The 20,762-nt window shown below is 71.0% G+C and carries 18 protein-coding genes and 1 pseudogene; 10 read left to right on the top strand and 9 right to left on the bottom strand.

What is annotated here, in order from left to right; genetic code table 11:
- The first annotated feature begins 99 nt into the window (after window positions 1-99).
- Together E4F61_RS10925 and E4F61_RS10920 are read left to right on the top strand one after the other, a co-directional pair.
- Window positions 100-1,770, top strand: coding sequence for a sulfotransferase family protein (locus tag E4F61_RS10925; RefSeq protein ID WP_133479695.1), 1,671 nt, complete (start codon window positions 100-102; stop codon window positions 1,768-1,770).
- 61 nt (window positions 1,771-1,831) lie between these two features.
- Window positions 1,832-2,767, top strand: a complete 936-nt coding sequence (locus E4F61_RS10920) for an aspartyl/asparaginyl beta-hydroxylase domain-containing protein (protein WP_162301472.1) — start codon at window positions 1,832-1,834, stop codon at window positions 2,765-2,767.
- Window positions 2,768-2,802: 35 nt separating this feature from the next.
- Here the strand turns inward: E4F61_RS10920 and ppa are convergent, their stop codons facing one another.
- From ppa to E4F61_RS10905, 3 genes are all read right to left on the bottom strand, one after another.
- A complete protein-coding gene (ppa, locus tag E4F61_RS10915) occupies window positions 2,803-3,351 on the bottom strand; it encodes an inorganic diphosphatase (RefSeq protein ID WP_133479693.1) in 549 nt (182 codons plus the stop codon).
- 142 nt (window positions 3,352-3,493) lie between these two features.
- Window positions 3,494-5,146, bottom strand: coding sequence for a mechanosensitive ion channel (locus tag E4F61_RS10910; protein ID WP_133479692.1), 1,653 nt, complete (start codon window positions 5,144-5,146; stop codon window positions 3,494-3,496).
- A 136-nt stretch (window positions 5,147-5,282) separates the two neighbouring features.
- Window positions 5,283-7,343, bottom strand: coding sequence for a sodium-translocating pyrophosphatase (locus E4F61_RS10905; protein WP_133479691.1), 2,061 nt, complete (start codon window positions 7,341-7,343; stop codon window positions 5,283-5,285).
- A gap of 216 nt (window positions 7,344-7,559) precedes the next feature.
- On the opposite strand from E4F61_RS10905, the gene E4F61_RS10900 reads away from it, so the two are divergent.
- Window positions 7,560-8,054, top strand: a complete 495-nt coding sequence (locus tag E4F61_RS10900; RefSeq protein WP_133479690.1) for a hypothetical protein — start codon at window positions 7,560-7,562, stop codon at window positions 8,052-8,054.
- Between the two features lie 7 nt (window positions 8,055-8,061).
- Here the strand turns inward: E4F61_RS10900 and E4F61_RS10895 are convergent, their stop codons facing one another.
- Complete coding sequence (locus E4F61_RS10895; protein ID WP_133479689.1) at window positions 8,062-9,318, bottom strand: 6-phosphofructokinase; 1,257 nt, start codon at window positions 9,316-9,318, stop codon at window positions 8,062-8,064.
- 116 nt (window positions 9,319-9,434) lie between these two features.
- Here E4F61_RS10895 and E4F61_RS10890 point away from each other — a divergent pair, with 116 nt between their 5' ends.
- Both E4F61_RS10890 and mpl read left to right on the top strand, forming a co-directional pair.
- Window positions 9,435-10,013: an adenylate kinase gene (locus E4F61_RS10890; protein WP_133479688.1), complete on the top strand. Its 579-nt coding sequence runs from the start codon at window positions 9,435-9,437 to the stop codon at window positions 10,011-10,013.
- Between the two features lie 182 nt (window positions 10,014-10,195).
- Window positions 10,196-11,596, top strand: a complete 1,401-nt coding sequence (mpl, locus tag E4F61_RS10885) for a UDP-N-acetylmuramate:L-alanyl-gamma-D-glutamyl-meso-diaminopimelate ligase (protein WP_133479687.1) — start codon at window positions 10,196-10,198, stop codon at window positions 11,594-11,596.
- Between the two features lie 6 nt (window positions 11,597-11,602).
- Here the strand turns inward: mpl and E4F61_RS10880 are convergent, their stop codons facing one another.
- Window positions 11,603-13,588, bottom strand: coding sequence for a bifunctional DedA family/phosphatase PAP2 family protein (locus tag E4F61_RS10880; protein ID WP_133479686.1), 1,986 nt, complete (start codon window positions 13,586-13,588; stop codon window positions 11,603-11,605).
- 70 nt (window positions 13,589-13,658) lie between these two features.
- Between E4F61_RS10880 and E4F61_RS10875 the strand changes: the two genes are divergently transcribed.
- The 3 genes from E4F61_RS10875 to E4F61_RS10865 are packed head-to-tail and all read left to right on the top strand — an operon-like array spanning window position 13,659 to window position 15,594.
- Window positions 13,659-14,333: a protein kinase family protein gene (locus E4F61_RS10875; protein ID WP_133479685.1), complete on the top strand. Its 675-nt coding sequence runs from the start codon at window positions 13,659-13,661 to the stop codon at window positions 14,331-14,333.
- A gap of 16 nt (window positions 14,334-14,349) precedes the next feature.
- On the top strand, window positions 14,350-15,165 hold the full coding sequence (locus E4F61_RS10870; protein ID WP_133479684.1) for an SDR family oxidoreductase: 816 nt from the start codon (window positions 14,350-14,352) through the stop codon (window positions 15,163-15,165).
- Window positions 15,166-15,174: 9 nt separating this feature from the next.
- Window positions 15,175-15,594, top strand: a complete 420-nt coding sequence (locus E4F61_RS10865; protein WP_133479683.1) for a VOC family protein — start codon at window positions 15,175-15,177, stop codon at window positions 15,592-15,594.
- A gap of 7 nt (window positions 15,595-15,601) precedes the next feature.
- Here E4F61_RS10865 and E4F61_RS10860 read toward each other — a convergent pair whose 3' ends face one another.
- Window positions 15,602-16,462: an ion transporter gene (locus tag E4F61_RS10860; protein ID WP_133479682.1), complete on the bottom strand. Its 861-nt coding sequence runs from the start codon at window positions 16,460-16,462 to the stop codon at window positions 15,602-15,604.
- Between the two features lie 68 nt (window positions 16,463-16,530).
- Between E4F61_RS10860 and E4F61_RS10855 the strand changes: the two genes are divergently transcribed.
- Window positions 16,531-17,751, top strand: a complete 1,221-nt coding sequence (locus E4F61_RS10855) for an aspartate aminotransferase family protein (RefSeq protein WP_133479681.1) — start codon at window positions 16,531-16,533, stop codon at window positions 17,749-17,751.
- Window positions 17,752-17,793: 42 nt separating this feature from the next.
- Here the strand turns inward: E4F61_RS10855 and hemL are convergent, their stop codons facing one another.
- Together hemL and thiE are read right to left on the bottom strand one after the other, a co-directional pair.
- Window positions 17,794-19,077, bottom strand: coding sequence for a glutamate-1-semialdehyde 2,1-aminomutase (gene hemL / locus E4F61_RS10850; RefSeq protein WP_133479680.1), 1,284 nt, complete (start codon window positions 19,075-19,077; stop codon window positions 17,794-17,796).
- On the bottom strand, window positions 19,074-19,718 hold the full coding sequence (thiE, locus tag E4F61_RS10845; RefSeq protein ID WP_133479679.1) for a thiamine phosphate synthase: 645 nt from the start codon (window positions 19,716-19,718) through the stop codon (window positions 19,074-19,076). Before thiE ends, hemL begins: the two co-directional genes overlap by 4 nt.
- A 60-nt stretch (window positions 19,719-19,778) precedes the next feature.
- On the opposite strand from thiE, the gene E4F61_RS10840 reads away from it, so the two are divergent.
- A complete protein-coding gene (locus E4F61_RS10840; protein WP_133479678.1) occupies window positions 19,779-19,970 on the top strand; it encodes a rubredoxin in 192 nt (63 codons plus the stop codon).
- Window positions 19,971-19,974: 4 nt separating this feature from the next.
- On the opposite strand, the pseudogene E4F61_RS10835 reads toward E4F61_RS10840, so the two are convergent.
- A pseudogene (locus E4F61_RS10835) lies at window positions 19,975-20,419 on the bottom strand (DUF192 domain-containing protein).
- Window positions 20,420-20,762: the final 343 nt, after the last annotated feature.

The following is a 20,762-nucleotide window of genomic DNA, read 5'->3' as shown; positions in this document are numbered from 1 at the left end:
TCCGCGCACAGGGCGCGGAGGTCTACCGCAAGGCATGACCGGCCGTCGCGCGAGGCCCGCGGCTGTCCCGCGCGCGCAGGTGCGGCGCGGAGGCGGCGCGTGAAGCTGCCGCGCCCTTGGGTGCCGCTCGACGCGCCCGTCGATGCCGGGCGGATCCGGGCGGAGCTCGCCGCCGACGCATCGCCGTGGCGCGCCGCCGACGGCGTGGGCGGCGCGATGATCCGCTGCCGGTCGCTGCTGGCGCCGGGCGATCCCGGCATCGCGGCGGCGCCCGCGCTGGCGGCGTGGCTGGCGCGCCTGGGCGGACCGTGGTCGCGCGTGTCGGTCGAGTGCTACGCGCCCGGCGCGCATACGCCGGCACGGGTCGACGCCAGTCGCGACGGACGCCAGCACGCGCGCGTCGTGCTGCCGCTGCACGGCGACCTGCTCGTCGAATGCGAGGGCGAACGCATCCTCGCGCGGGCCGGGCGACCCGGCCTGCTCGACACCTGGCGGCGGCACCGCATCGCCAACGTCGGCGTCGAGACGGGCTGGATCGTGCTGGCCGACATTGCCGGCGTGCCCGAGCCGGGCCCCGCGACGGGCACGACCTCAGGCCACCTCCGCGTCGAACACGGCGTTCCCGCGCCGATGGATCCGTGGGAGCTGGACACCGCGCTGGGCCAAGTGCTGTCCGACGCACCCGAGGCGGCGCGGGACGCGCGCATCCGTACATCGCTCGCGTCGCTCGTGCGCATCGCGCGCGCCGCATGGGCGGAGGGCGCGCCGGCGGCGGCGCTCGCGCAGGCCGTGGCGCAGGCGCGCGCGGCGCTGGTCGATGCCGGTGCCGAGCGCCTGCGACTGCGCAACGGACTGGGCGTGCTCGACGCGCTGGATCGCCAGGCATTCGCGCCGCTCGTCGACCGGGCGCCGCGCGGCGAACCGGCGCCCGACGCCGTCGATCCGCAGTTCGATCGCCCCGTGTTCATCGTGAGTCCGCCGCGTGCGGGATCGACCCTGCTGTTCGAGACGCTGACGCGCGCACGCGGGGCGGTGTCCATCGGCGACGAGAGCCACGCGTTGATCGAGGGCATCGCGTCGCTCGCGCCCGCGGCGCACGGTTTCGACTCGAATCGGCTGTCCGCCGCGGACGCCACGCCCGCGGTGGCGCTCGCGCTGCGCAACCGGTTCCTGGATCAGCTGCACGATCGCGATGGCCATCGCATCGACGCCGTGCGCCGCGTGCGCATGCTGGAGAAGACGCCGAAGAACGCGTTGCGCCTGCCGTTCCTGCGCGCGGTGTTCCCGGAGGCGCGGTTCCTGTACCTGCACCGCGACCCGCGGCAGGTGATCGCCAGCATGATCGAGAGCTGGCGGTCGGGACGATTCGTCACCTATCCGCAGTTGCCGGGCTGGCAGGGGCCGCCGTGGTCGCTGCTGCTCGTGCCGGGCTGGCAGGCGCTCGCCGGCCAGCCGCTCGACGCGATCGTCGGCGCGCAGTGGGACGCCACGATGCGCACGCTGCTCGATGACCTGGACGCGGTGCCGGCCGAGCGGCGGCTCGGCGTCGACTATGCGGACCTGCTGGCCGACCCGGTCGCGCAGTTGCAGCGCATCTGCGCGTGGGCGGACCTGGACTGGGACCGTCCGCTGGATGCCTCGCTGCCGCTATCGCGTTACACCGTGTCGGCGCCGGGTGCGGACAAATGGCGCCGCCACGAGGCGGAGGTGGAGCGCCAGCTCGCGGCCCGCGGCGATCTCGCCGACCGCGCCGCGGCCGCCTGCCGGTGAGAGGCCGGCCGGCGCGCTGCGCGCGCTGTGTACGATGGCGCCTCGCCGGACCGTCGCCCCCATGAAACTGCACTCGCCGTTCGTCCAGTTGCCGCTCCGCTTCGATGCGGAACTCCTCGCGGAGGAGATCCGCGCCCTCGGCGGATCGCTGTGGAAGCCGCATCCGCAGGGTTTCGCCGGCAATTCGATGCTGCCGCTGGTGGCCGTCGACGGCGATCCCGACGATGAATCGTTCGCGGGCGCGATGCGTCCCACGCCGGCGCTGGAGCGCTCGCCGTACCTGAGCCAGGTGTTCGCGTCGATCGGCGCGACGGTTGGCCGCAGCCGCTTGATGCGCCTGTCCGGCCATGCCGAGGTCACGCGCCACGCCGACCAGCACTACTACTGGTCCGAGCGCGTACGCGTGCACGTGCCGGTGCTGACGCAGCCGACCGTGCGCTTCGAATGCGGCGGGGTGGCGGTCAACATGGCGGCGGGCGAGTGCTGGATCTTCGACACCTGGCGCCAGCACCGCGTGCTCAACGATGCGGTCGAGGAGCGCGTCCACCTCGTGATCGACACCGTCGGCGGCGGTCGCTTCTGGGAGCTCGTCGGTCGCGGCCGTGCCTACGGCGAGTCCAAGCCCGGCTGGGCGCCCGAACCGGTCGCGCCGGTGCCTGGCGTGGCGTCGTTCGCCCTGGAGACGCGCAACATCCCCGTGGTGATGAGTCCCTGGGAAATGAACTCGCTGTTCGGCCTGCTGTTCTCGCACCTCGTGCCGCATCCGGCGGCGCGCGCCGTGCACGAGCTGTCTGGGCGGTTTGCGCGCGAGTGGCAGGGCCTATGGTTCGAGTTCGGCGAGGACGCGGCGGGGCATCCGCGGTATCGCGATGCGCTCGCGCGCTACCTGTCAGCGGTCGCGCCGGTGAGCCAACCGCTCGTGCTCAACAACGAACTCGGCTGGCACGGCGCGATGATGGCGACGATCGGGCAGTTCGCCCTGCGCCCCGAGGCCTGAAACGCGACGGGCGCCTCGCGGCGCCCGTGCGGTGATCAGTACTTCGGCTTCTCGCTGGATCCGTCGTAGCGCTCGATCGCCTCGAGCAGGATCTTCTTCGCCTCGGCGGCGTCGCCCCAGCCGTCGAGCTTCACCCACTTGCCCTTCTCGAGATCCTTGTAGTGCTCGAAGAAGTGGCCGATGCGCTCGCACCAGTGCGGCGACACCTGTGCGATGTCGTGGATGTGGGTGTAGCCGTTGAAGATCTTGTCGACCGGGACCGCCAGCAGCTTCTCGTCCGAGCCCGCTTCGTCGCTCATCTTCAAGACGCCGACCGGACGGCAGCGGATCACCGAGCCCGGGATCAGCGGCAGCGGCAGGATCACCAGCACGTCGGCCGGGTCGCCGTCGCCGCAGACGGTGTGCGGCACGTAGCCGTAGTTGCAGGGATAGCGCATCGGCGTGGACAGGATGCGGTCGACGAAGATCGCACCGGTCTCCTTGTCGACTTCGTACTTCACCGGCTCCGAATCCTTCGGGATCTCGATGATGACGTTGATCTCCTCCGGCGGATTCTTGCCGGTGGGAACGAGGTCCAGGCCCATTGCATGCTCCAGATAACGAGGCGCCCGCCGGTCGGCGGGCGCGGGGTTGCGGATTCTAGCGGCCCGCGTGCTGCGCTGCAGCAGCCCGGGCCCCGGCCGGCGGATGGGGACGACGAGGTGCCCCATCCGCCGGCGCCCTATGTCACGGTCGATCCGGCGGGCGGCGGCTGACGTACTCGTCGGCCCAGCGGTTCGCGATCTTGCCGGCGGCGTCGCGGCCGCCCAGGCCGAAGGCGAGCGCCACGGCCACCGCGATCGCGCCCAGCACCAGGCCGAACGCGAGGTTGACGATGTCGTCGGCCACGCCCATCGCACGCAGGCCCATCGCGGTGACGAGGCCGAGGATCGCGAAACGCACGATGCGCGCGAGGCTGCGACTCTGCGGATTGGCGCGCTCGATCGCACGGCCGGCCACGTCGGCCAACCACCAGCCCACGGCGAGGATGACGAGGCCCAGCAGCACGTCGGCGCCGAACGCGATGAACTGCTCGAGCAGCGCGTTGATGCCCGCGAAGCCGAGCAGCGAAGCGGCCTCGACGGTGGCGAACAGCATGATGAAGAACAGCGCCAGCCGGCCGGCGAACGCGGAAAGCGTGCCGCCGCGCGCTTCCAACGCAGCGGTCGCGGTCGCGGTGGCCGCCGGCGGCTGCTGCGCCATCGCGTCGGTCGGCGCGAACCCGCCCTGTGCCTCGGCGGCGCGCTCCATCGTGGTCGTCGCCATCAGCACGTCGGAGCCGGTGGTCGGGGCGCCGCCGGTGGTCGGCAGGCCGGTCTCGGGATCGCGGAAGGCGTGGCCGAGGCCAAGGCGCGCGGGCAGGCGGTCGAAGCCGAGGTCGGAGAGCAGGCGCTCGACCAGGCTGGCCACGAAGCGGCCGATGAACCACGCCAGGATCAGGATGGCCGCGGCCGCGAGCAGGTTCGGAATCGCGTTGAAGAAGATGCCGAGCATCCGCGTCAGCGGTGCCGAAATCGCGCTGATCTTCAGCGCGTCGAGCGCGGCGATCAGCGCCGGCACGATCACCATGACGAAAGCGAGCGTGCCACCGAGGTCGGACAGCTTGAGGCCGCGGGTATCGGGATGCTGCTCGCTCCAGCGGTCGATGCCGGTGGTGGCCAGCAGGTTGCTGACCAGTCCGCGCACCGCCTTGGCGATCAGCCAGCCGACGCCGCCGATGATGATGGCCGCGAAGATGTTCGGCAGCATGCCGAGCAGGCTCGAGGTCATGCCGGTGAGCGGCGCCATCAGGCCTTCGATCTGCAGCGCGCCGACGATCGCCGGCAGGAACAGCAGCAGCACCAGCCAGTAGGCGACGTTGCCCATCGACTGCGAGAGCGGCTTCATGTCCGCGCCCTGCGCGAGGCGCTCGTCCACCCGCGTCCTCGACAGCGTGCGGTTGACCAGCGTGCGTACCACCGTGGCGACCAGCCAGGCGATGACCGCCAGCGCGACGGCCAGGAGCAGCCGCGGCAGGTACAGCATCACCGTGGTGACGAGCGTGCTCAGCGGCCCGGACACGCCCTGCACGCGCAGCACGCTGAACATGCCGAGCAGTGCCAGCAGCATGATCGCCCAGAACACCACGCGACCCGCGATGCGCTGGAAGTCGACGCTGCTCTGGGTATGCGCGCCGAGGCGCTGGTTGGTGCCGATGGCCGCCAGCGCGCGGCGCGTGGCGCCGGCCGCCAGCAGCGCGACGACCCAGCCGACGAGGAGGATCGCGATGCCGCCGAGGATGCTCGGCAGGTACACGCCGAGCGAGTTCTGCAGCGAGTATTGCCAGGGACGGTCGGGCACGGTGATGGTCCTTCTCGACGTGCCGCGGCTGCGGCGACAGCCGGTGAACCTAGCGAATGCGACATCAACGCGGCGTCGTGAACGAAAGCAAAAGGGGCGGCCCGGAGGCCGCCCCTTCGCGTCGAACGCGGTCCGATCAGCCGCCCAGCAGCGGCACCAGCAGCAGCGCGACGATGTTGATGATCTTGATCAGCGGATTGATCGCCGGGCCGGCGGTGTCCTTGTAGGGATCGCCGACGGTGTCGCCGGTGACCGCGGCCTTGTGCGCTTCCGAGCCCTTGCCGCCGAAGTGGCCGTCCTCGATGTACTTCTTGGCGTTATCCCAGGCGCCGCCGCCGGTGGTCATCGAAATGGCCACGAACAGGCCGGTGACGATCGTGCCGATCAGCAGGCCGCCGAGCGCCTTCGGCCCCAGCAGCAGGCCGACCACGATCGGCACCGCGACCGGCAGCAGCGACGGGATGATCATTTCCTTGATCGCCGACTTCGTCAGCATGTCGACCGCGCGGTCGTACTGCGGCTTGCCGGTGCCTTCCATGATCCCGGGGATCTCGCGGAACTGGCGGCGCACTTCCTCCACCACCGCACCGGCGGCGCGGCCGACGGCTTCCATCGCCATCGCACCGAACAGGTACGGGATCAGGCCGCCGATCAGCAGGCCGATGATCACGTAGTGGTCCGACAGGTCGAAGCGCGTCGCCTCGGTCACGACGCCCGCCGCGGCGCGCGCCTGGTTGGCGACGTCGAGGTTGTGCGTGTAGTCGGCGAACAGCACCAGCGCCGCCAGCGCGGCCGAGCCGATCGCGTAGCCCTTCGTCACCGCCTTGGTGGTGTTGCCGACCGCGTCCAGCGGATCGGTCACGTCGCGCACCTCCGGCGGCAGCTCGCTCATCTCGGCGATGCCGCCCGCGTTGTCGGTGATCGGGCCGTAGGCGTCGAGCGCCACGATCATGCCGGCCATCGACAGCATCGCCGTGGCGGCGATCGCGATGCCGTACAGGCCGCCCAGCGCGTACGCGCCCCAGATCGCGAGGCAGACCGCGATCACGGGCATCGCCGTCGACTTCATCGACACGCCGAGGCCCGCGATGATGTTGGTGCCGTGGCCGGTCGTGGACGATTGCGCGACGTGCCGCACCGGCTTGTACTGCGTGCCGGTGTAGTACTCGGTGATCCAGACGATCGCACCGGTGAGCGCGAGGCCGATCAGCGCGCAGTAGTACAGGCTCATCGCGCCGTACTTGGAGTCGGCCATCAGCTGCTGCGTGACGAAGAAGAACGCGATCGCCGCGAGCACCGCGGAGACGATCACGCCGCGGTACAGCGCGCCCATGATCGAGCCGCCGTTGCCGACCTTGACCACGAACGTGCCGAAGATCGACGCGATGATCGACACGCCGCCGAGCACCAGCGGGTACAGCACCGCGTTGGCGCCGGCCTCCGCGGCGACGAGGCCACCCAGCAGCATCGTCGCGATGATCGTGACGGCGTAGGTCTCGAACAGGTCGGCGGCCATGCCGGCGCAGTCGCCGACGTTGTCGCCCACGTTGTCCGCGATGACGGCGGGGTTGCGCGGGTCGTCCTCGGGAATGCCGGCCTCGACCTTGCCGACGAGGTCCGCGCCGACGTCGGCGCCCTTGGTGAAGATGCCGCCGCCCAGTCGCGCGAAGATCGAGATCAGCGAGGAGCCGAACGCGAGGCCGACCAGCGCATGCAGCGATGCTTCCTCGCTGTAGCCCATGTGCAGGTGCAGGATCGCGAAGTAGCCGGCCACCCCGAGCAGGCCGAGGCCCACCACGAGCATGCCGGTGATCGCGCCGCCGCGGAACGCGACGTTCATCGCCGGTCCGATGCCGCGGCGCGCCGCTTCGGCCGTGCGCACGTTCGCGCGCACCGAGACGTTCATGCCGATGTAGCCGGCCGCGCCCGAGAGCACCGCGCCGACGAGGAAGCCGATCGCCGTCGGCCAGTTGAGGAACACGCCGATGAGCACGAGCAGCACGACGCCCGCGATCGCGATCGTCGTGTACTGGCGGTTGAGGTAGGCGCGGGCGCCCTCCTGGATCGCGCCGGCGATCTGTTGCATTCGCTCGTTGCCGGCGGGCTGCGCGGTGATCCACCGCGCCGAGATGATCCCGTAGAGGATCGCGATGACGGCGCAGACCACCGCCAGCGTCAAACCGTGTTGCTCCAGCATGAACCCCTCCCCAGTACGAAAAGTGGACATCGGAAAAACGGCGAATACAGGCTCCGCCGGCCCCGGCCGCGCGGACCGACCGACTATGGCACGGGAAGCTCGACGGTCGATGCTGCGTTGCGAGATGGTCGACCGCCGCGCGCCGGGGAGCGCGGGTGAAACCGCGGTTCAGCGCGCCCGTGCGAGCCTCGCCGCGTCCCGACCGGAGCCTTGCCCATGCGACATGCCGTCCTCCTGAGTGCCCTCGCGCTGACCGCGACCGCCGCGCTCGCCGCGACGCCCGAGATCAAGCGCCCCGTCGGCGCGCCGCAGGCCAACGGCGTCACGCACCTCGTCCGCGGGATCCCCGAGGCCTGTGCATGGCTGGAAGGCACGTTCACCGGCAACGCGGCGTCGCCGTACCGCTTCGCGCCGGTGCGCAGCAGCCCGACCTGCCAGGCGCGCGCGCGCCTGCTCGATCCGGCCAAGGCGCAGCCCTCCGAGGCGAAGGGCTGGAAGCTCAACGACGTCGTGCGCGTGCCGTCGAAGGACTGCCCGGGCCTGCAGGCCGTCGTGGAGGTCTGGCGCAAGCCGTCCGCGACGTCGGCGCCCGACCTCGATGCGCAGGGCCGCGCGCGCATCTACCTGCAGGACGCCAAGAACGCGGGCTCGAAGGGTGCGCCGGCGGCGTACACCGCGAAGGTGGCGATCGAAGGCAAGCCCTGCGGTTGACCGGCGCTCAGGCCGCGAATGGCGGCAGCGTCGGGGGCAGGGTGTCCAGGCGCAGCTCGACGTAACGCGGCAGACCGTCCCGGCCGTAGCGGGGCGGCGCTTCCCCGCGGATCAGCGGTTCGAGATAGCGCCGCGCGGCGTCGGTGATGCCGTAGCCGTCGGCGCGGATGAAGTCGTCGGGCATCGTGCGCTCGTGGTTGGCGATGCTCTCCAGCGGCGCCGCCTCGACGCTCCAGCGATACGGCCGGTCCTTGGCCCGAACGATCACCGGCATCACGGCGTTGCGCTGCTTCACCGCGTATTCGACGGCTGCGCGGCCGACCGCCAGTGCCTGCTTCAGGTCCGTTTCCGACGCGATGTGGCGGGCGGAGCGCTGCAGGTAGTCGGGCAGCGTCCAGTGCACCTTGTAGCCGAGCGCGTCCTTGACCCGGCCGGCGAGCCGCGAGGCGACGCCGCCCAGCTGGGTGTGTCCGAACGCGTCCTTGCCGCCGCCGGCGTCCGCGACGAACGTGCCGTCGGCGGTGCGGATCCCCTCGCTGGCGACCACCACGCAGTGGCCGACGCGCTCGACCACCTCGCGCACCCGGGCCAGGAACGCGGCCTCGTCGAACGGACGCTCGGGGAACAGGATGAGGTGCGGGGCGTCGTCCGGCCCGCGGCCGGCGAGGCCGCCGGCGGCGGCCAGCCAACCGGCGTGCCGCCCCATCGCCTCGTAGACGAACACCTTGGTCGACGTCGAGGCCATGGCGGCGACGTCCAGCGCCGCCTCGCGCACCGAGACCGCCGTGTACTTGGCCGCCGAGCCGAAGCCGGGACAGGTGTCGGTCACCGCAAGATCGTTGTCGACCGTCTTCGGCACGCCGACGCAGACCAGCGGGTAGCTGTATTCCGCGGCCAGCCGCGACACCTTCAGGGCGGTGTCGGCCGAGTCGTTGCCGCCGTTGTAGAGGAAGTAGCGCACGTCGTGGGCGCGGAAGACCTCCATCAGCCGCTCGTACTTCGCGCGGTCGGCCTCGAGCGAGCCGAGCTTGTAGCGGCACGAGCCGAACGCGCCGCCCGGCGTCCGGGCGAGCGCCTTCACGGTCGCGGCGGGCAGGGGCGTGGTGTCGACCAGTGCTTCGCGCAGCACGCCGAGGATGCCGTCGCGGCCGGCGAGCACCCGCAGGCCATAGCGGCGGCCGCTCTCGATCACGGCGGAAGCGGTGGCATTGATGACGGCGGTGACGCCGCCCGACTGGGCGTAGAGAAGGGTTCCGGCGGCCATGGGAATTCCAGGATTCGGGGCGGTATGCGGTAAGCTGCCTCCATCATGACGGCATCGGCGGCGCCCGGCGTGGAGCGCCCGCGAACGTGCCGGCTTCCCTGGACTCGGAGCGACGAATGCGATTGGTACTTCTGGGAGCCCCGGGCTCGGGCAAGGGCACGCAGGCCGCGCGGCTCAGGGAGCATCTGCAGGTACCGCACATCTCCACCGGCGACCTGCTGCGCGCCGAAGTCGCCGCCGGCAGCCCGCTCGGCCTGGAAGCGAAGGAAATCATGGCCCGGGGCGAGCTGGTCTCCGACGCCATCCTGCTCGGCATGCTGGAAGACCGGTTCTCGCGCCCCGACACCCGCGGCGGCTTCATCCTCGACGGCTACCCGCGCAACCTCGCGCAGGCCGACGCCATGGGCACGCTGCTCGAGCGCATCGGCCAGCCGATGGACCATGCGGTATTCCTGGACGTCCCGACCGAACTGCTGGTCGAGCGCATCGCCGGCCGCGCCAAGGCCGAGGGCCGCGAGGACGACTCGCCGGAGTCGGTGCGCAAGCGCCTGCAGATCTACAACGACTCGACCGCGCCGGTCGTCGAGTACTACCGCCAGCACGGCCAGCTCAAGGTCGTGGACGGCGTGGGCTCGCTGGACGACGTGTTCAACCGGATCGTCGAGTCGATCGCGCCGGTGAAGGAAGTCGGCTGAGCCGATGCACGGCGCCGATGCCGCGCAGGCGTCGGTTGCATCGGCGAACGCCCGGTCATGGACGACAGGGCCGTACGATCCGACGCGATGCCGTCGCGCCATGGACGGCGTCCATCCGGCGAACGGCGCGCTGATCGCAAGCAGGCGCGCCGTTGGCCACCACCTCGGGTAGCCGCGATTCCATGAAACTCCACATCCTCGGCATCGCCGGCACGTTCATGGGCGGCGTCGCCGCACTGGCCCGCGAGCTCGGCCACGACGTGCAGGGCAGCGACCAGGCGATCTATCCGCCAATGTCGACCCAGCTCGAGCAGCTCGGCATCAACCTCGGCCACGGCTATTCGCCGGAATGGATCGACGCGGACTGCGACCAGGTCGTCATCGGCAATGCGCTGTCGCGCGGCAACGTCGCCGTCGAGCACGTGCTCGACGCGCAGATGGACTACACCTCCGGCGCGCAGTGGCTCGCCGAGAACGTGCTGCCCGGCCGCGAGACGCTCGCCGTCGCCGGCACGCACGGCAAGACGACGACGACGACCATCCTCGCGTTCCTGCTCGAAGCCGCGCATCGCGCCCCGGGTTTCCTGATCGGCGGCGTGGCGGACGACTTCGGTGTGTCCGCGCGCGTGGGCACCGGCAGGGAGTTCGTCGTGGAGGCGGACGAGTACGACACCGCGTTCTTCGACAAGCGCAGCAAGTTCGTGCACTACCGGCCGACGGTCGCGATCCTCAACAACCTCGAGTACGACCACGCCGACATCTTCCCCGACGTGCAGGCGATCCAGCGCCAGTTCCACCATCTGGTGCGCACGGTGCCGCGCCGCGGCCGCCTGATCGTCAACGGAGAGGACGCACGCATCGCCGAAGTGCTCGAAATGGGCTGCTGGACGCCGGTCGAGACGTTTGGCCTGGCCGATGCCGACGTGAATGCCAAACCGTTCGACTGGACCGCGCGGCTCACGCAACCCGACGGCTCGGCGTTCGTCGTGCTGCACCGGGGCACGGAGCTGGGCGAGGTGAAGTGGTCGCTGCTCGGCCGCCACAACGTGATGAACGGCCTCGCGGCGCTCGCCGCGGCGAGTGCGGTCGGCGTCGAGCCGCGCAAGGTGATCCCGGCGCTGCAGCGCTTCCAGGGCATCAAGCGGCGCATGGAACGCGTGGGCTGCGTCGGCGATGTCGCGGTGTACGACGACTTCGCGCATCACCCGACCGCGATCGAGACCACGCTGGAAGGCCTGCGCAACCGCGTCGGCGACGCGCGCATCGCCGTGGCGATGGAGCCGCGCAGCAATTCCATGCGCCTCGGCGCCCACGCCGACGCACTCGCGCCGTCGCTCGCGCAGGCCGACATCGTGGTGTTCCTGCATCGCCCCGAGCTTTCCTGGGACCCGACGAAGGTCGTGGGTGCCATCCGCGGCGTCGCGCTCGCCGTGCCGGACGTGGACGCGATGCTCGTCGAGCTTCGCAGCCGCGTGCATCCGGGTGACCACGTCGTGTTCATGTCGAACGGCGGCTTCGACGGCGCGCCGCGCCGGTTCGTCGAGCTGCTGCAGGCGCAGGGCGTGCTGCCGGCGGGCGGCTGACGGTCGTCAGCGGCGTCGCGCGTCGACCCGCACCACGCGCACGCCGTCCACGCGGCCCTCGCGCGTCGGCAGCGCGGCGAGCGTGTCGACCGCGGGCGTCGCGTCGGCGTCGGTGAAGACCTGCGGTCGCCACAGCGCGAACGCATCGAGCGGCCGCACGAGCACCAGGCGCTGTGCGCTGCCGATCCACAGGGGCGTGCCGTCGCCGAGCACGGCGGGCGCGCGCCAGAGCCGCAGCACGAAGCGTTCGTCGGCGCGCACGCCGTCGCGCACCATCAGCAGCGATTCGGCGCGACCCTCGAAACTCGCCGGCAGCACCGGCTGGCGCGGCGCGGGAATGTCGTCGTCGAGAAGTCCCAACACCGATTGCCAGTCCGCCTGCGGCTGCGCCCGCCAACCCTGCGCCTCGAGCACCCGACGCACCGTGGCGATGTCGCCGGCCCCCTGCAGGTTCAAGGGCCAGCCGCCATGGCGGGCATGCTCGTCGCGCCGCACGGGGAGGCGCGTCCAGTCGCTCGCCCACCAGCCGCCGGCATCCAGCGCCAGCGTGGCCTCGGGCGGCGACAGGCGCGCGAGCAACGGTGCCGATGCCCGCGGGGCATGCCAGAGCGCGGCGACGGCCAGCGTGACGTAGAAGAGCGTGGCCAGCGGGCGCATCCAGAACGAGCGCGCGACGTGGCGCCGGTACGCCAGCCCCAGCACCAGCAGCCAGCCGATGCCGAACAGGGTGCCGCCGATGACGTCGCTGGCCCAGTGCGCGCCGAGGTACAGGCGCGCGACGCCGACCAGCGTGGTCATCACGCCCGCCAGCAGGTAGGGCCACACGCGGCGGCGACCCGGCAGTTCGCGCGCGATCAGCACGGCGAAGAAGCCCAGCACCACCGTCATCATCGTCACCGCGATGGACGGAAAACCGAAGCCTTCCGGCGCGGTCGGCGGGCGCGGCATGTCGACCACGGCCTCGAGCATCGCGGTGAGCGCAAGCCCGAACACCACCGCGGCGAGCCAGTGCGCGGCCGCCATCCAGCGGCGCCGCCAGAGCAGGTAGAGCAGCGCGACCGCCACCGCGGGGGCCAGCACCTGCGCGTCGCCGAGGCTGGCGAGCGCCGCCATCAGGCGGTCGGCGAGCGGGTTCCGAAGCGCGGTCATCGCCTCGTGCACGCTGTAGTCGAGGCCGAGCGGGCCGCCGCTGGCCAGCAGCAGCGCGGCCAGCGAGAACCACACCCAGCTGATCGCGAGCAGGCACACGGCCAGCATCAGCAGCGACGCGGATTCGGGCCGGTTCGGATCCACCAGCGCCATCGCATAGCGACCGAAGCGCGGATGCCGGCGCGACCACGCCAGCAGCCGCGCGAGCATCGCGTCCGCGTGGTCGGCGAACCATCGCCAGGTGTAGAGCACGACCGCCCATGCGGTCGCGATCGCGACCAGCAGCCCGCCGAGCACCATCGCGAGGCGGTCGGCCACCGCCTCCACGGCCTCGTACGACGCGCCGAGGATCCAGCCCGGGGCGAGGAATGCGATCGCCCAGCCGAGGCAGGCGACCGCACTGGGTACGAGGTAGCGCCACGTCGGCACGTGCAGCATGCCGGCGATCGCCGGCACGAACGGCCGCACCGCGCCGACGAATCGCGCGATGAAGATGCTCTTGGTGCCGTGCCGCTTGAACATGCCCTCGCCGCGCTCGAGCCACTGCGGCCAGCGCGCGAACGGCCCGCGCGTGCGCAGTTGCGGCCCGCAGCGCCGGCCGATCCAGTAACTCATGCCATCGCCGGTGAAGGCGCCGATCGCGGCGCTCGCGACCGCGTACGGCCCGTTCACGTGCCCGAGGCCGATCAACGTGCCGACCGCGAACAGCAACGGCAGCGCCGGCACCACGATGCCCAGCACGATCACCGCGTCGCAGAACGCGACCAGGAAGATCAGCGCGCCCGCCGCGACCGGATGCGCACTGATCCAGGCGGTGGCGGACGCGAGCCAGGCGGAGGTCATCGACCGATTATCGCCGCCCGTGGCGCATGCGGAAGCCGGCGGTGCCGCGCCGATGCGTAAACTCGGTTCGATGGACTCCGTTTCCCGCGACGCCGATGCCGTCGAGATCGCCGCGCTGAAGGCCGACAGCTTCGGGCGCATCGCGCTGATGCGCGAGGGCGCGCGTACCTTCGTGCGACGCGATCTTGCGCACGTGCCGCTCTGGCTGCGCCTTCCCGCGTGGTGGCTGGCGCGGCGCGAGGCGCGCGGGCTCGCGGCGGTCGCAGGGCTCGACGCCGTGCCGCAGTTGCTGCGCTGGGACGGACGCCGGCTCGATCGCAGCTACATGAGCGGCGCCGCCATGTACCAGCGTCCGCCGCGCGGCGACGTCGCCTATTTCCGCGACGCGCGTCGCCTTCTGCAGCGGCTGCACCGCCGCGGCCTCGCGCATAACGACCTGGCGAAGGAAGCCAACTGGCTGGTGCTCGACGACGGCTCGCCCGCGATCATCGACTTCCAGCTCGCCAGCCGTGGGCATCCGCGCCGTGCGTGGATGCGCCTGCTCGCGCGCGAGGACCTGCGCCACCTACTCAAGCACAAGCGCACCTATTGCCCCGACGCGCTGACGCCCGTGGAGCGGCGGCTGCTGGCGCGCCGCTCGTGGGTGCGGCAGCTGTGGTTCGCCACCGGCAAGCGCGCGTACCGCTTCATCACCCGGCGCGTCCTGCACTGGGAAGACAACGAAGGGCAGGGCCCGAAGCCCTGACGCCCCGGAGCGACCGATGACCACCCTGTCCGGCAAGACCGTCCTCATCACCGGCGCCTCGCGCGGCATCGGGCGCGCCATCGCGCTGCGTGCCGCGCGCGACGGCGCGAACGTCGCGATCGTCGCCAAGTCCGGCGTGCCCAACCCGAGACTGCCCGGCACCATCCACACGGTGGCCGAGGAGGTCGCGCAGGCGGGCGGGACGCCGTTGGCGCTGAAGTGCGACATCCGCGAGGAGGACGAGGTGCGTGCGGCGGTCGCGGCCACCGCGGACGCCTTCGGTGGCATCGACATCCTCGTCAACAACGCCAGCGCGATCTGGTTGCGCGGCACGCTCGACACGCCGATGAAGCGCTTCGACCTCATGCAGCAGGTGAACGCGCGCGGCACGTTCCTGGTCACGCAGGCCTGCCTGCCCTGGCTGCTGCAGGCGCCCGATCCGCACGTGCTCACGCTCGCGCCACCGCCGAACCTCGACGCGAAGTGGTGGGGTCCGCATACCGGCTACACGCTCGCCAAGATGGGCATGAGCTTCGTGACGCTGGGCCTCGCCGGCGAGTTCCGCGAACAGGGCATCGCGATCGACGCGCTGTGGCCGAAGACGGTGATCGCGACCGATGCGATCAACATGATCCCGGGCGTCGACGTCGCGATGTGCCGCCGCCCCGGGATCGTCGCCGACGCGGCGCACGCGATCCTGACGCGCCCGGCGCGCGAGGGCACCGGCCGCTTCCTCATCGACGAGGACGTGCTCCGCGAGGCCGGTGTCACCGATTTCGCACGCTACGCGGTCGATCCTTCCAGACCGCTGCTGCCCGACCTGTTCCTCTGAGGTGAACCGATGAAGTACCTGCACGCCATGGTCCGCGTCCGCGACCTCGATGCTTCCCTGCGCTTCTGGTGCGACGGCCTCGGCCTCGTCGAGAACCGCCGCCGCGACTATCCGCAGGGCCGCTTCACCCTCGTCTACCTGGGAGCGCCCGAGAACCCGGACTCCGAAGTCGAGCTGACCTGGAACTACGACGAGGAGGACTACGGCAGTGCGCGCAACTTCGGCCATCTCGCCTTCGCCGTCGACGACATCTACGCCAGCTGCGAGCGGCTGCTGACGATGGGCTACACGATCAACCGGCCGCCGCGCGACGGCCACATGGCCTTCGTGCGCTCGCCCGACCTGATCTCGGTCGAGCTGCTGCAGAAGGGCGAGGCGCTGGCGCCCGCGGAGCCGTGGGCCTCGATGGCCAACACCGGCGTCTGGTAGCGCGATCTCAGCCCAGCGGGGCGCCGCAGCCGCGGCAGAAGCGCGCGTCGGGCGCGTGGTGCGCGAGCCCGCAGGCGGTGCAGCGGCGATCGTCGTGCGCCGCGCCGGTGCTGCCCGCCTCGCGCATCGACGAGGCGAGTTCGGCCGTGTAGATGCCAGTGGGCACGGCGATGATGCTGTAGCCGATCAGGATGAGGATCGCGGTGACGAAACGGCCGAGCGGCGTGCCCGGCGCGATGTCGCCGAAGCCGACCGTCGCCATCGTCACGATCGCCCAGTACATCGCGGTGGGAATGCTGTTGAAGCCGTGCTCGGGGCCCTCGACCACGTACATGATCGCGCCGAACACCACTACGATCGTCAGCACGGCGCTCAGGAACACGAAGATCTTGCGCCGGCTGCGCCAGAGCGCGCCGACCAGCACGCCGCCTTCCTCGACGTACTGGGTCAGCTTGAGGATGCGGAACAGCCGCAGCATCCGCAGCGACCGGACCACCAGCAGGCTCTGCGCGCCGGGCACGAGCACCGACAGGTACAGCGGCAGGATCGACAGCAGGTCGATCACGCCCCACAGGCTCACCGCATAGCGCACCGGCCGCCGCAGCACCCAGAGCCGCGCCGCGTACTCGAGCGTGAAGGCGAGAGTGAAGAGCCATTCGAGCGCGCGGAACAGCGTGCCGTGCGCCGCGTGCAGCTCGGGATCGCTGTCGAGCACGATCACCGTCACGCTGGCGACGATCGCCGCGATCAGCACGAGGTCGAACTGCCGCGCCTGGGGCGTGTCGTGGCGATAGATGATGTCGAACCAGCGCGCGCGCATGCCGGTCTCGGCAGCCGGGCTCAGGGTCGGATCCATCAGGCCTTGCATCGCATCCCGATCCTGTCGGAGGTGATGCGCGAGAATACGGCTTCCGCCGTCGCCGTCCCGTCGCACCGATGACCACCGCCTCGCTCTACTCGCTGTTCGAACGCTATTACGTGCCGGTCTACCGCCCGCGGCGGATCGTGCTGGACCACGGCCGCGGTGCACGCCTGTGGGATCGCGAAGGCCGCGAATACGTGGATTTCGGCGCCGGCATCGCGGTGAACGCGCTCGGTCACGCCCATCCGGCGCTGATCGAGGCGCTGACGACGCAGGCCGGCAAGCTCTGGCACACCAGCAACGTCTTCGTTTCCGAGCCGCCGCTGCGGCTGGCCGAGGCGCTGGTCGAGGCCTCGGGCTTCGCCGAGCGCGTGTTCCTGTGCAATTCCGGCGCCGAGGCCAACGAGGCCGCCATCAAGCTCGCCCGCCGCTGGGCCGCCGCGCAGGGCCGCGAGCCGTCGCGCCGCACGATCCTCAGTTTCGAAGGCAGCTTCCACGGGCGCACGCTGGCCGCGATCACCGCCACCGCGCAGCCCAAGTACCAGGAAGGGTTCGAGCCGCTGCCGCCGGGCTTCCGCTACGCGCCGTTCAACGTCATCGACGCCGCGACCGCCGCGATGGCCGGCGGCGACGTCAGCGCGGTGCTGGTGGAACCCGTGCAGGGCGAAGGCGGCGTCACGCCGGCGACGCCGGAATTCCTTCGCGCCTTGCGCGATCTCTGCGACCGCCACGGCGCGCTGCTGGTGTTCGACGAGATCCAGTGCGGCATGGGTCGAACCGGGAAGCTGTTCGCCTGGCAGGACTACGGCGTGAAGCCCGACGTCGTCACGCTCGCCAAGGCGCTCGGCAGCGGTTTTCCCATCGGCGCGATGCTCGCCGGCCCGGCGGCCGCGCAGACGCTGCAGTTCGGCGCGCACGGCACCACCTTCGGTGGCAATCCGCTCGCTGCGGCAGTGGCGCTGGCGGCGCTGCGCGAGCTGTCGTCGGATGCATTGCTGGCAAACGTCGCCCGCCAGGCGGAGGCGATCCGCGCGTCGCTGGCGGCGATCGATGCCGAGCTCGGCCTGTTCGCCGAGGTCCGCGGCCGCGGTCTCATGATCGGCGCGCAGCTGCGGCCGGAGTGGGCCGGACGCGCGGCGGACATCCTCGATGCCTGCGTCGAGCAGGGCCTGCTGCTGCTGCAGGCAGGCCCCGACGTGCTGCGCTTCGTGCCGGCGCTCAATATCGCCGACGCGGACGTCGCCGAGGGCCTGGCGCGGCTCGAGCGCGCGCTGCGGGCGTTCGTCGCCGGTTGACGCGGTCGCGCACCGTCGCGCGAACGCGACGGTGCGCGCGGCTCAGAGCGCGGCGAAGGCCGCGCGTGCAGCCTCGAGCGTCTTCGCGATTTCCGCGTCGCCGTGCGCGCTCGACATGAAGCCCGCCTCGAACGCCGACGGCGCCAGGTACACACCGCGCTCGAGCATCGCGTGGAAGAAGCGGTTGAAGCGCGCGGTGTCCGACGCCTTGGCGCCCTCGAAGGTTTCGACCGGTCCCTCGCGGAAGTACAGCCCGAACATGCCCGGCGCGCGCGTGGTGTGGAACGCGACGCCGGCGTCGCGCGCGGCGGCCTCGAGCCCGTCGCACAGCGCGTGCGTGCTGCGCTCGAGCGCGTCGTGGAAGCCCGGCGCGCGGATCAGCTCGAGCGTCGCGAGCCCCGCCGCCATCGCGACCGGGTTGCCGCTGAGCGTGCCGGCCTGGTAGATCGGCCCGGCAGGCGCGATTTGCCGCATCAGGTCGCGTCGGCCGCCGTAGGCGCCCACCGGCATGCCGCCGCCGATGATCTTGCCGAACGTCGACAGGTCCGGCGTGATGCCGTAGCGCTGCTGCGCGCCGCCCAGCGCGACGCGGAAGCCGGTCATCACCTCGTCGAAGATCAGCAGCGCGCCGTGCTGCGTGCACAGCGCGCGCAGGTGCTGCAGGTAGCCCTCGCGCGGCAGGATGCAGTTCGCGTTGCCGACGATCGGCTCGATGATCAGCGCCGCGATGTCGTGGCCGACCTCGTCGAACAGCGCGGTCGCGGCGTCGAAATCGTTGTAGGGCAGCGTGAGCGTGAGGTCCGCGAGCGCCGCCGGCACGCCGGGCGAATTGGGCAGGCCGAGCGTCATGACGCCGCTGCCGGCCTTCACGAGGAAGCTGTCGCCGTGCCCGTGGTAGCAGCCCTCGAACTTGACGATGCGCGTGCGGCCGGTCGCGCCGCGCGCGAGGCGGATCGCCGAGAGCGTGGCCTCGGTGCCAGAGTTCACCATGCGCACCATCTCGCAGCTCGGCACGATCGCGGTGATCGCCTCGGCCATGTCGACCTCGAGCGCGTTCGGCACGCCGAAGCTCAGGCCGTCGCGCATGGTGCGCGCGACCGCCTCCAGCACCCGCGGATGCGCGTGGCCGGCGATCATCGGCCCCCACGAGCCGACGTAGTCCACGTAGGCATTGCCGTCGACGTCGTACAGGTAGGCGCCTTCCGCGCGCTGCGCGAAGAAGGGCGTGCCACCGACGGAGCGGAACGCGCGCACCGGCGAATTGACACCGCCGGGCAGCAGTTCGGTGGCGCGGGCGAAGAGCTGCTCGGAGCGGGTGTGGTTCATGCGTGGGAGTCCTTGAAACATTCGAGATAGGCGAGGGCGGCCGCATGCGGGTCGTCCGCATCGAAGAGGCCGCCGATCACGGCGATGAGGTCGGCGCCGGCGGCGATCAGCGCACCCGCGTTCGCGGGCGTGATGCCACCGATCGCAACGCGCGGAAGGTCGAACGCGGCGCTGTCGCGCAGCAGTCCGATGCCGGCGCGGCGTGCGCCGGGCTTGGTGCCGGACGGGTGGAACGCGCCGAATGCCACATAGCTGGCGCCGGCGTCGGCGGCACGGCGCGCGCGGTCGAGGTCGTCGTAACAGGACGCGCCGAGTATCGCGTCGTCACCGAGCGAGCGCCGTGCGTCGCGCAGGTCGCCATCGTCCCCGCCGAGGTGCGCGCCATGCGCACCGATCTCGCCCGCGAGCCGCCAGTCGTCATTGACGATGAGCGGGACGCCGTGTGCGCGACACAGCTGCAGCAGCACTTCGGCCTGCTCGCGGCGCAATTCGGCACCGGCGGCCTTGTTGCGGTACTGCAGCACGCTCGCGCCCGCTTCGAGAACGAGTGACACGCGCGCGAGCAGGCGCGACGTGTCGGCGTCGTCGGGCGTGATCGCGTACAGGCCGCGACGCGGCCACAACGGCAGGTGAAGAGGCATGCTTTCCGCGGGCAGGAGCGAATGGGACAATGCGGGCCCGCACATCCGCATTATCCGCCCATGTCGACTCCTGCAGAAAACGCCGTCTACCGCACCTGGATGTGCGTCGTCTGTGGCTACATCTACGACGAGGCGAAGGGCATCCCGGAAGAGGGGATTGCGCCGGGCACGCGATGGGAGGACGTGCCGGACACGTGGACGTGCCCGGACTGCGGCGTGACCAAGGACGACTTCGAGATGGTCGAAGCCTGAGCCGTCACTTCAGGGGCGCAATTCCCGGGCCGAGCTTGAGTTCGGCGCCGTTGTCCAGCTTCAGCTGTTCGGCTTCCCCGGCGTTGAGCTCGAGCACGTAGCGGGCGGGCGCGTTGCTCGGGTAGGGCGGACAGCCATCGCCCAGCGTGCAGGGCGGCACGTCGCGCTGCTGCGCGACCAGCCGACGCCCCGTGTCGAAGTAGAGGATGTCGAGCGGACTCTTGGTGTTCTTCATCCAGTACGCGAGCGGCTCCTCCCGATCGTGCAGGAACAGCATGCCGTGTCCGTCCGCCAGTTCGTCGCGGAACATCAGGCCGCGCGCGCTCGGCGTCGTCGTCGGCGATCTCGACGCTGTAGCGCTTGCCACCCAGTTCCACCCACGGTTCGCGGCCGCTTGCGCAGCCCGACAGCAGCAGTAATGCCAGCGGCAGTATCAATCGGATGTTCATGGCGCGGCCTCTATAACGTGCGCCAGACCTTCGGGCACCGGATCGATCGCGGTCAAGTGTCACTGAACGATTGAAAGGGCGACGAAATTTCCTCTTCCCAAACGTCGTGGGCATGTGCACAATGCGCGCCCCGCTGACGAGAACGCGCTGCCCAGGCAGCCCGGTCGAGGAAACGGAAGCAGAAAAAAATTCGATCACAGGGTGTTGACAGTGATCGAAACTGCCCTAAAATGGGCGGCTCACTCGGACGGACTGAAGTCGGTCCGGGCGGGAAGAAGGGACGAGGCGCTGAGGCCGAAGTCCGAAGATCTTTGACAGTGTGCGCAGGTGACTTGTGCGGGCG

The organism is Cognatilysobacter segetis (assembly GCF_004359965.1).
GTDB lineage: Bacteria > Pseudomonadota > Gammaproteobacteria > Xanthomonadales > Xanthomonadaceae > Cognatilysobacter > Cognatilysobacter segetis.
Note: the sequence above shows the minus strand (reverse complement) of the source record. Positions and strands in the feature narration are given on the sequence as shown.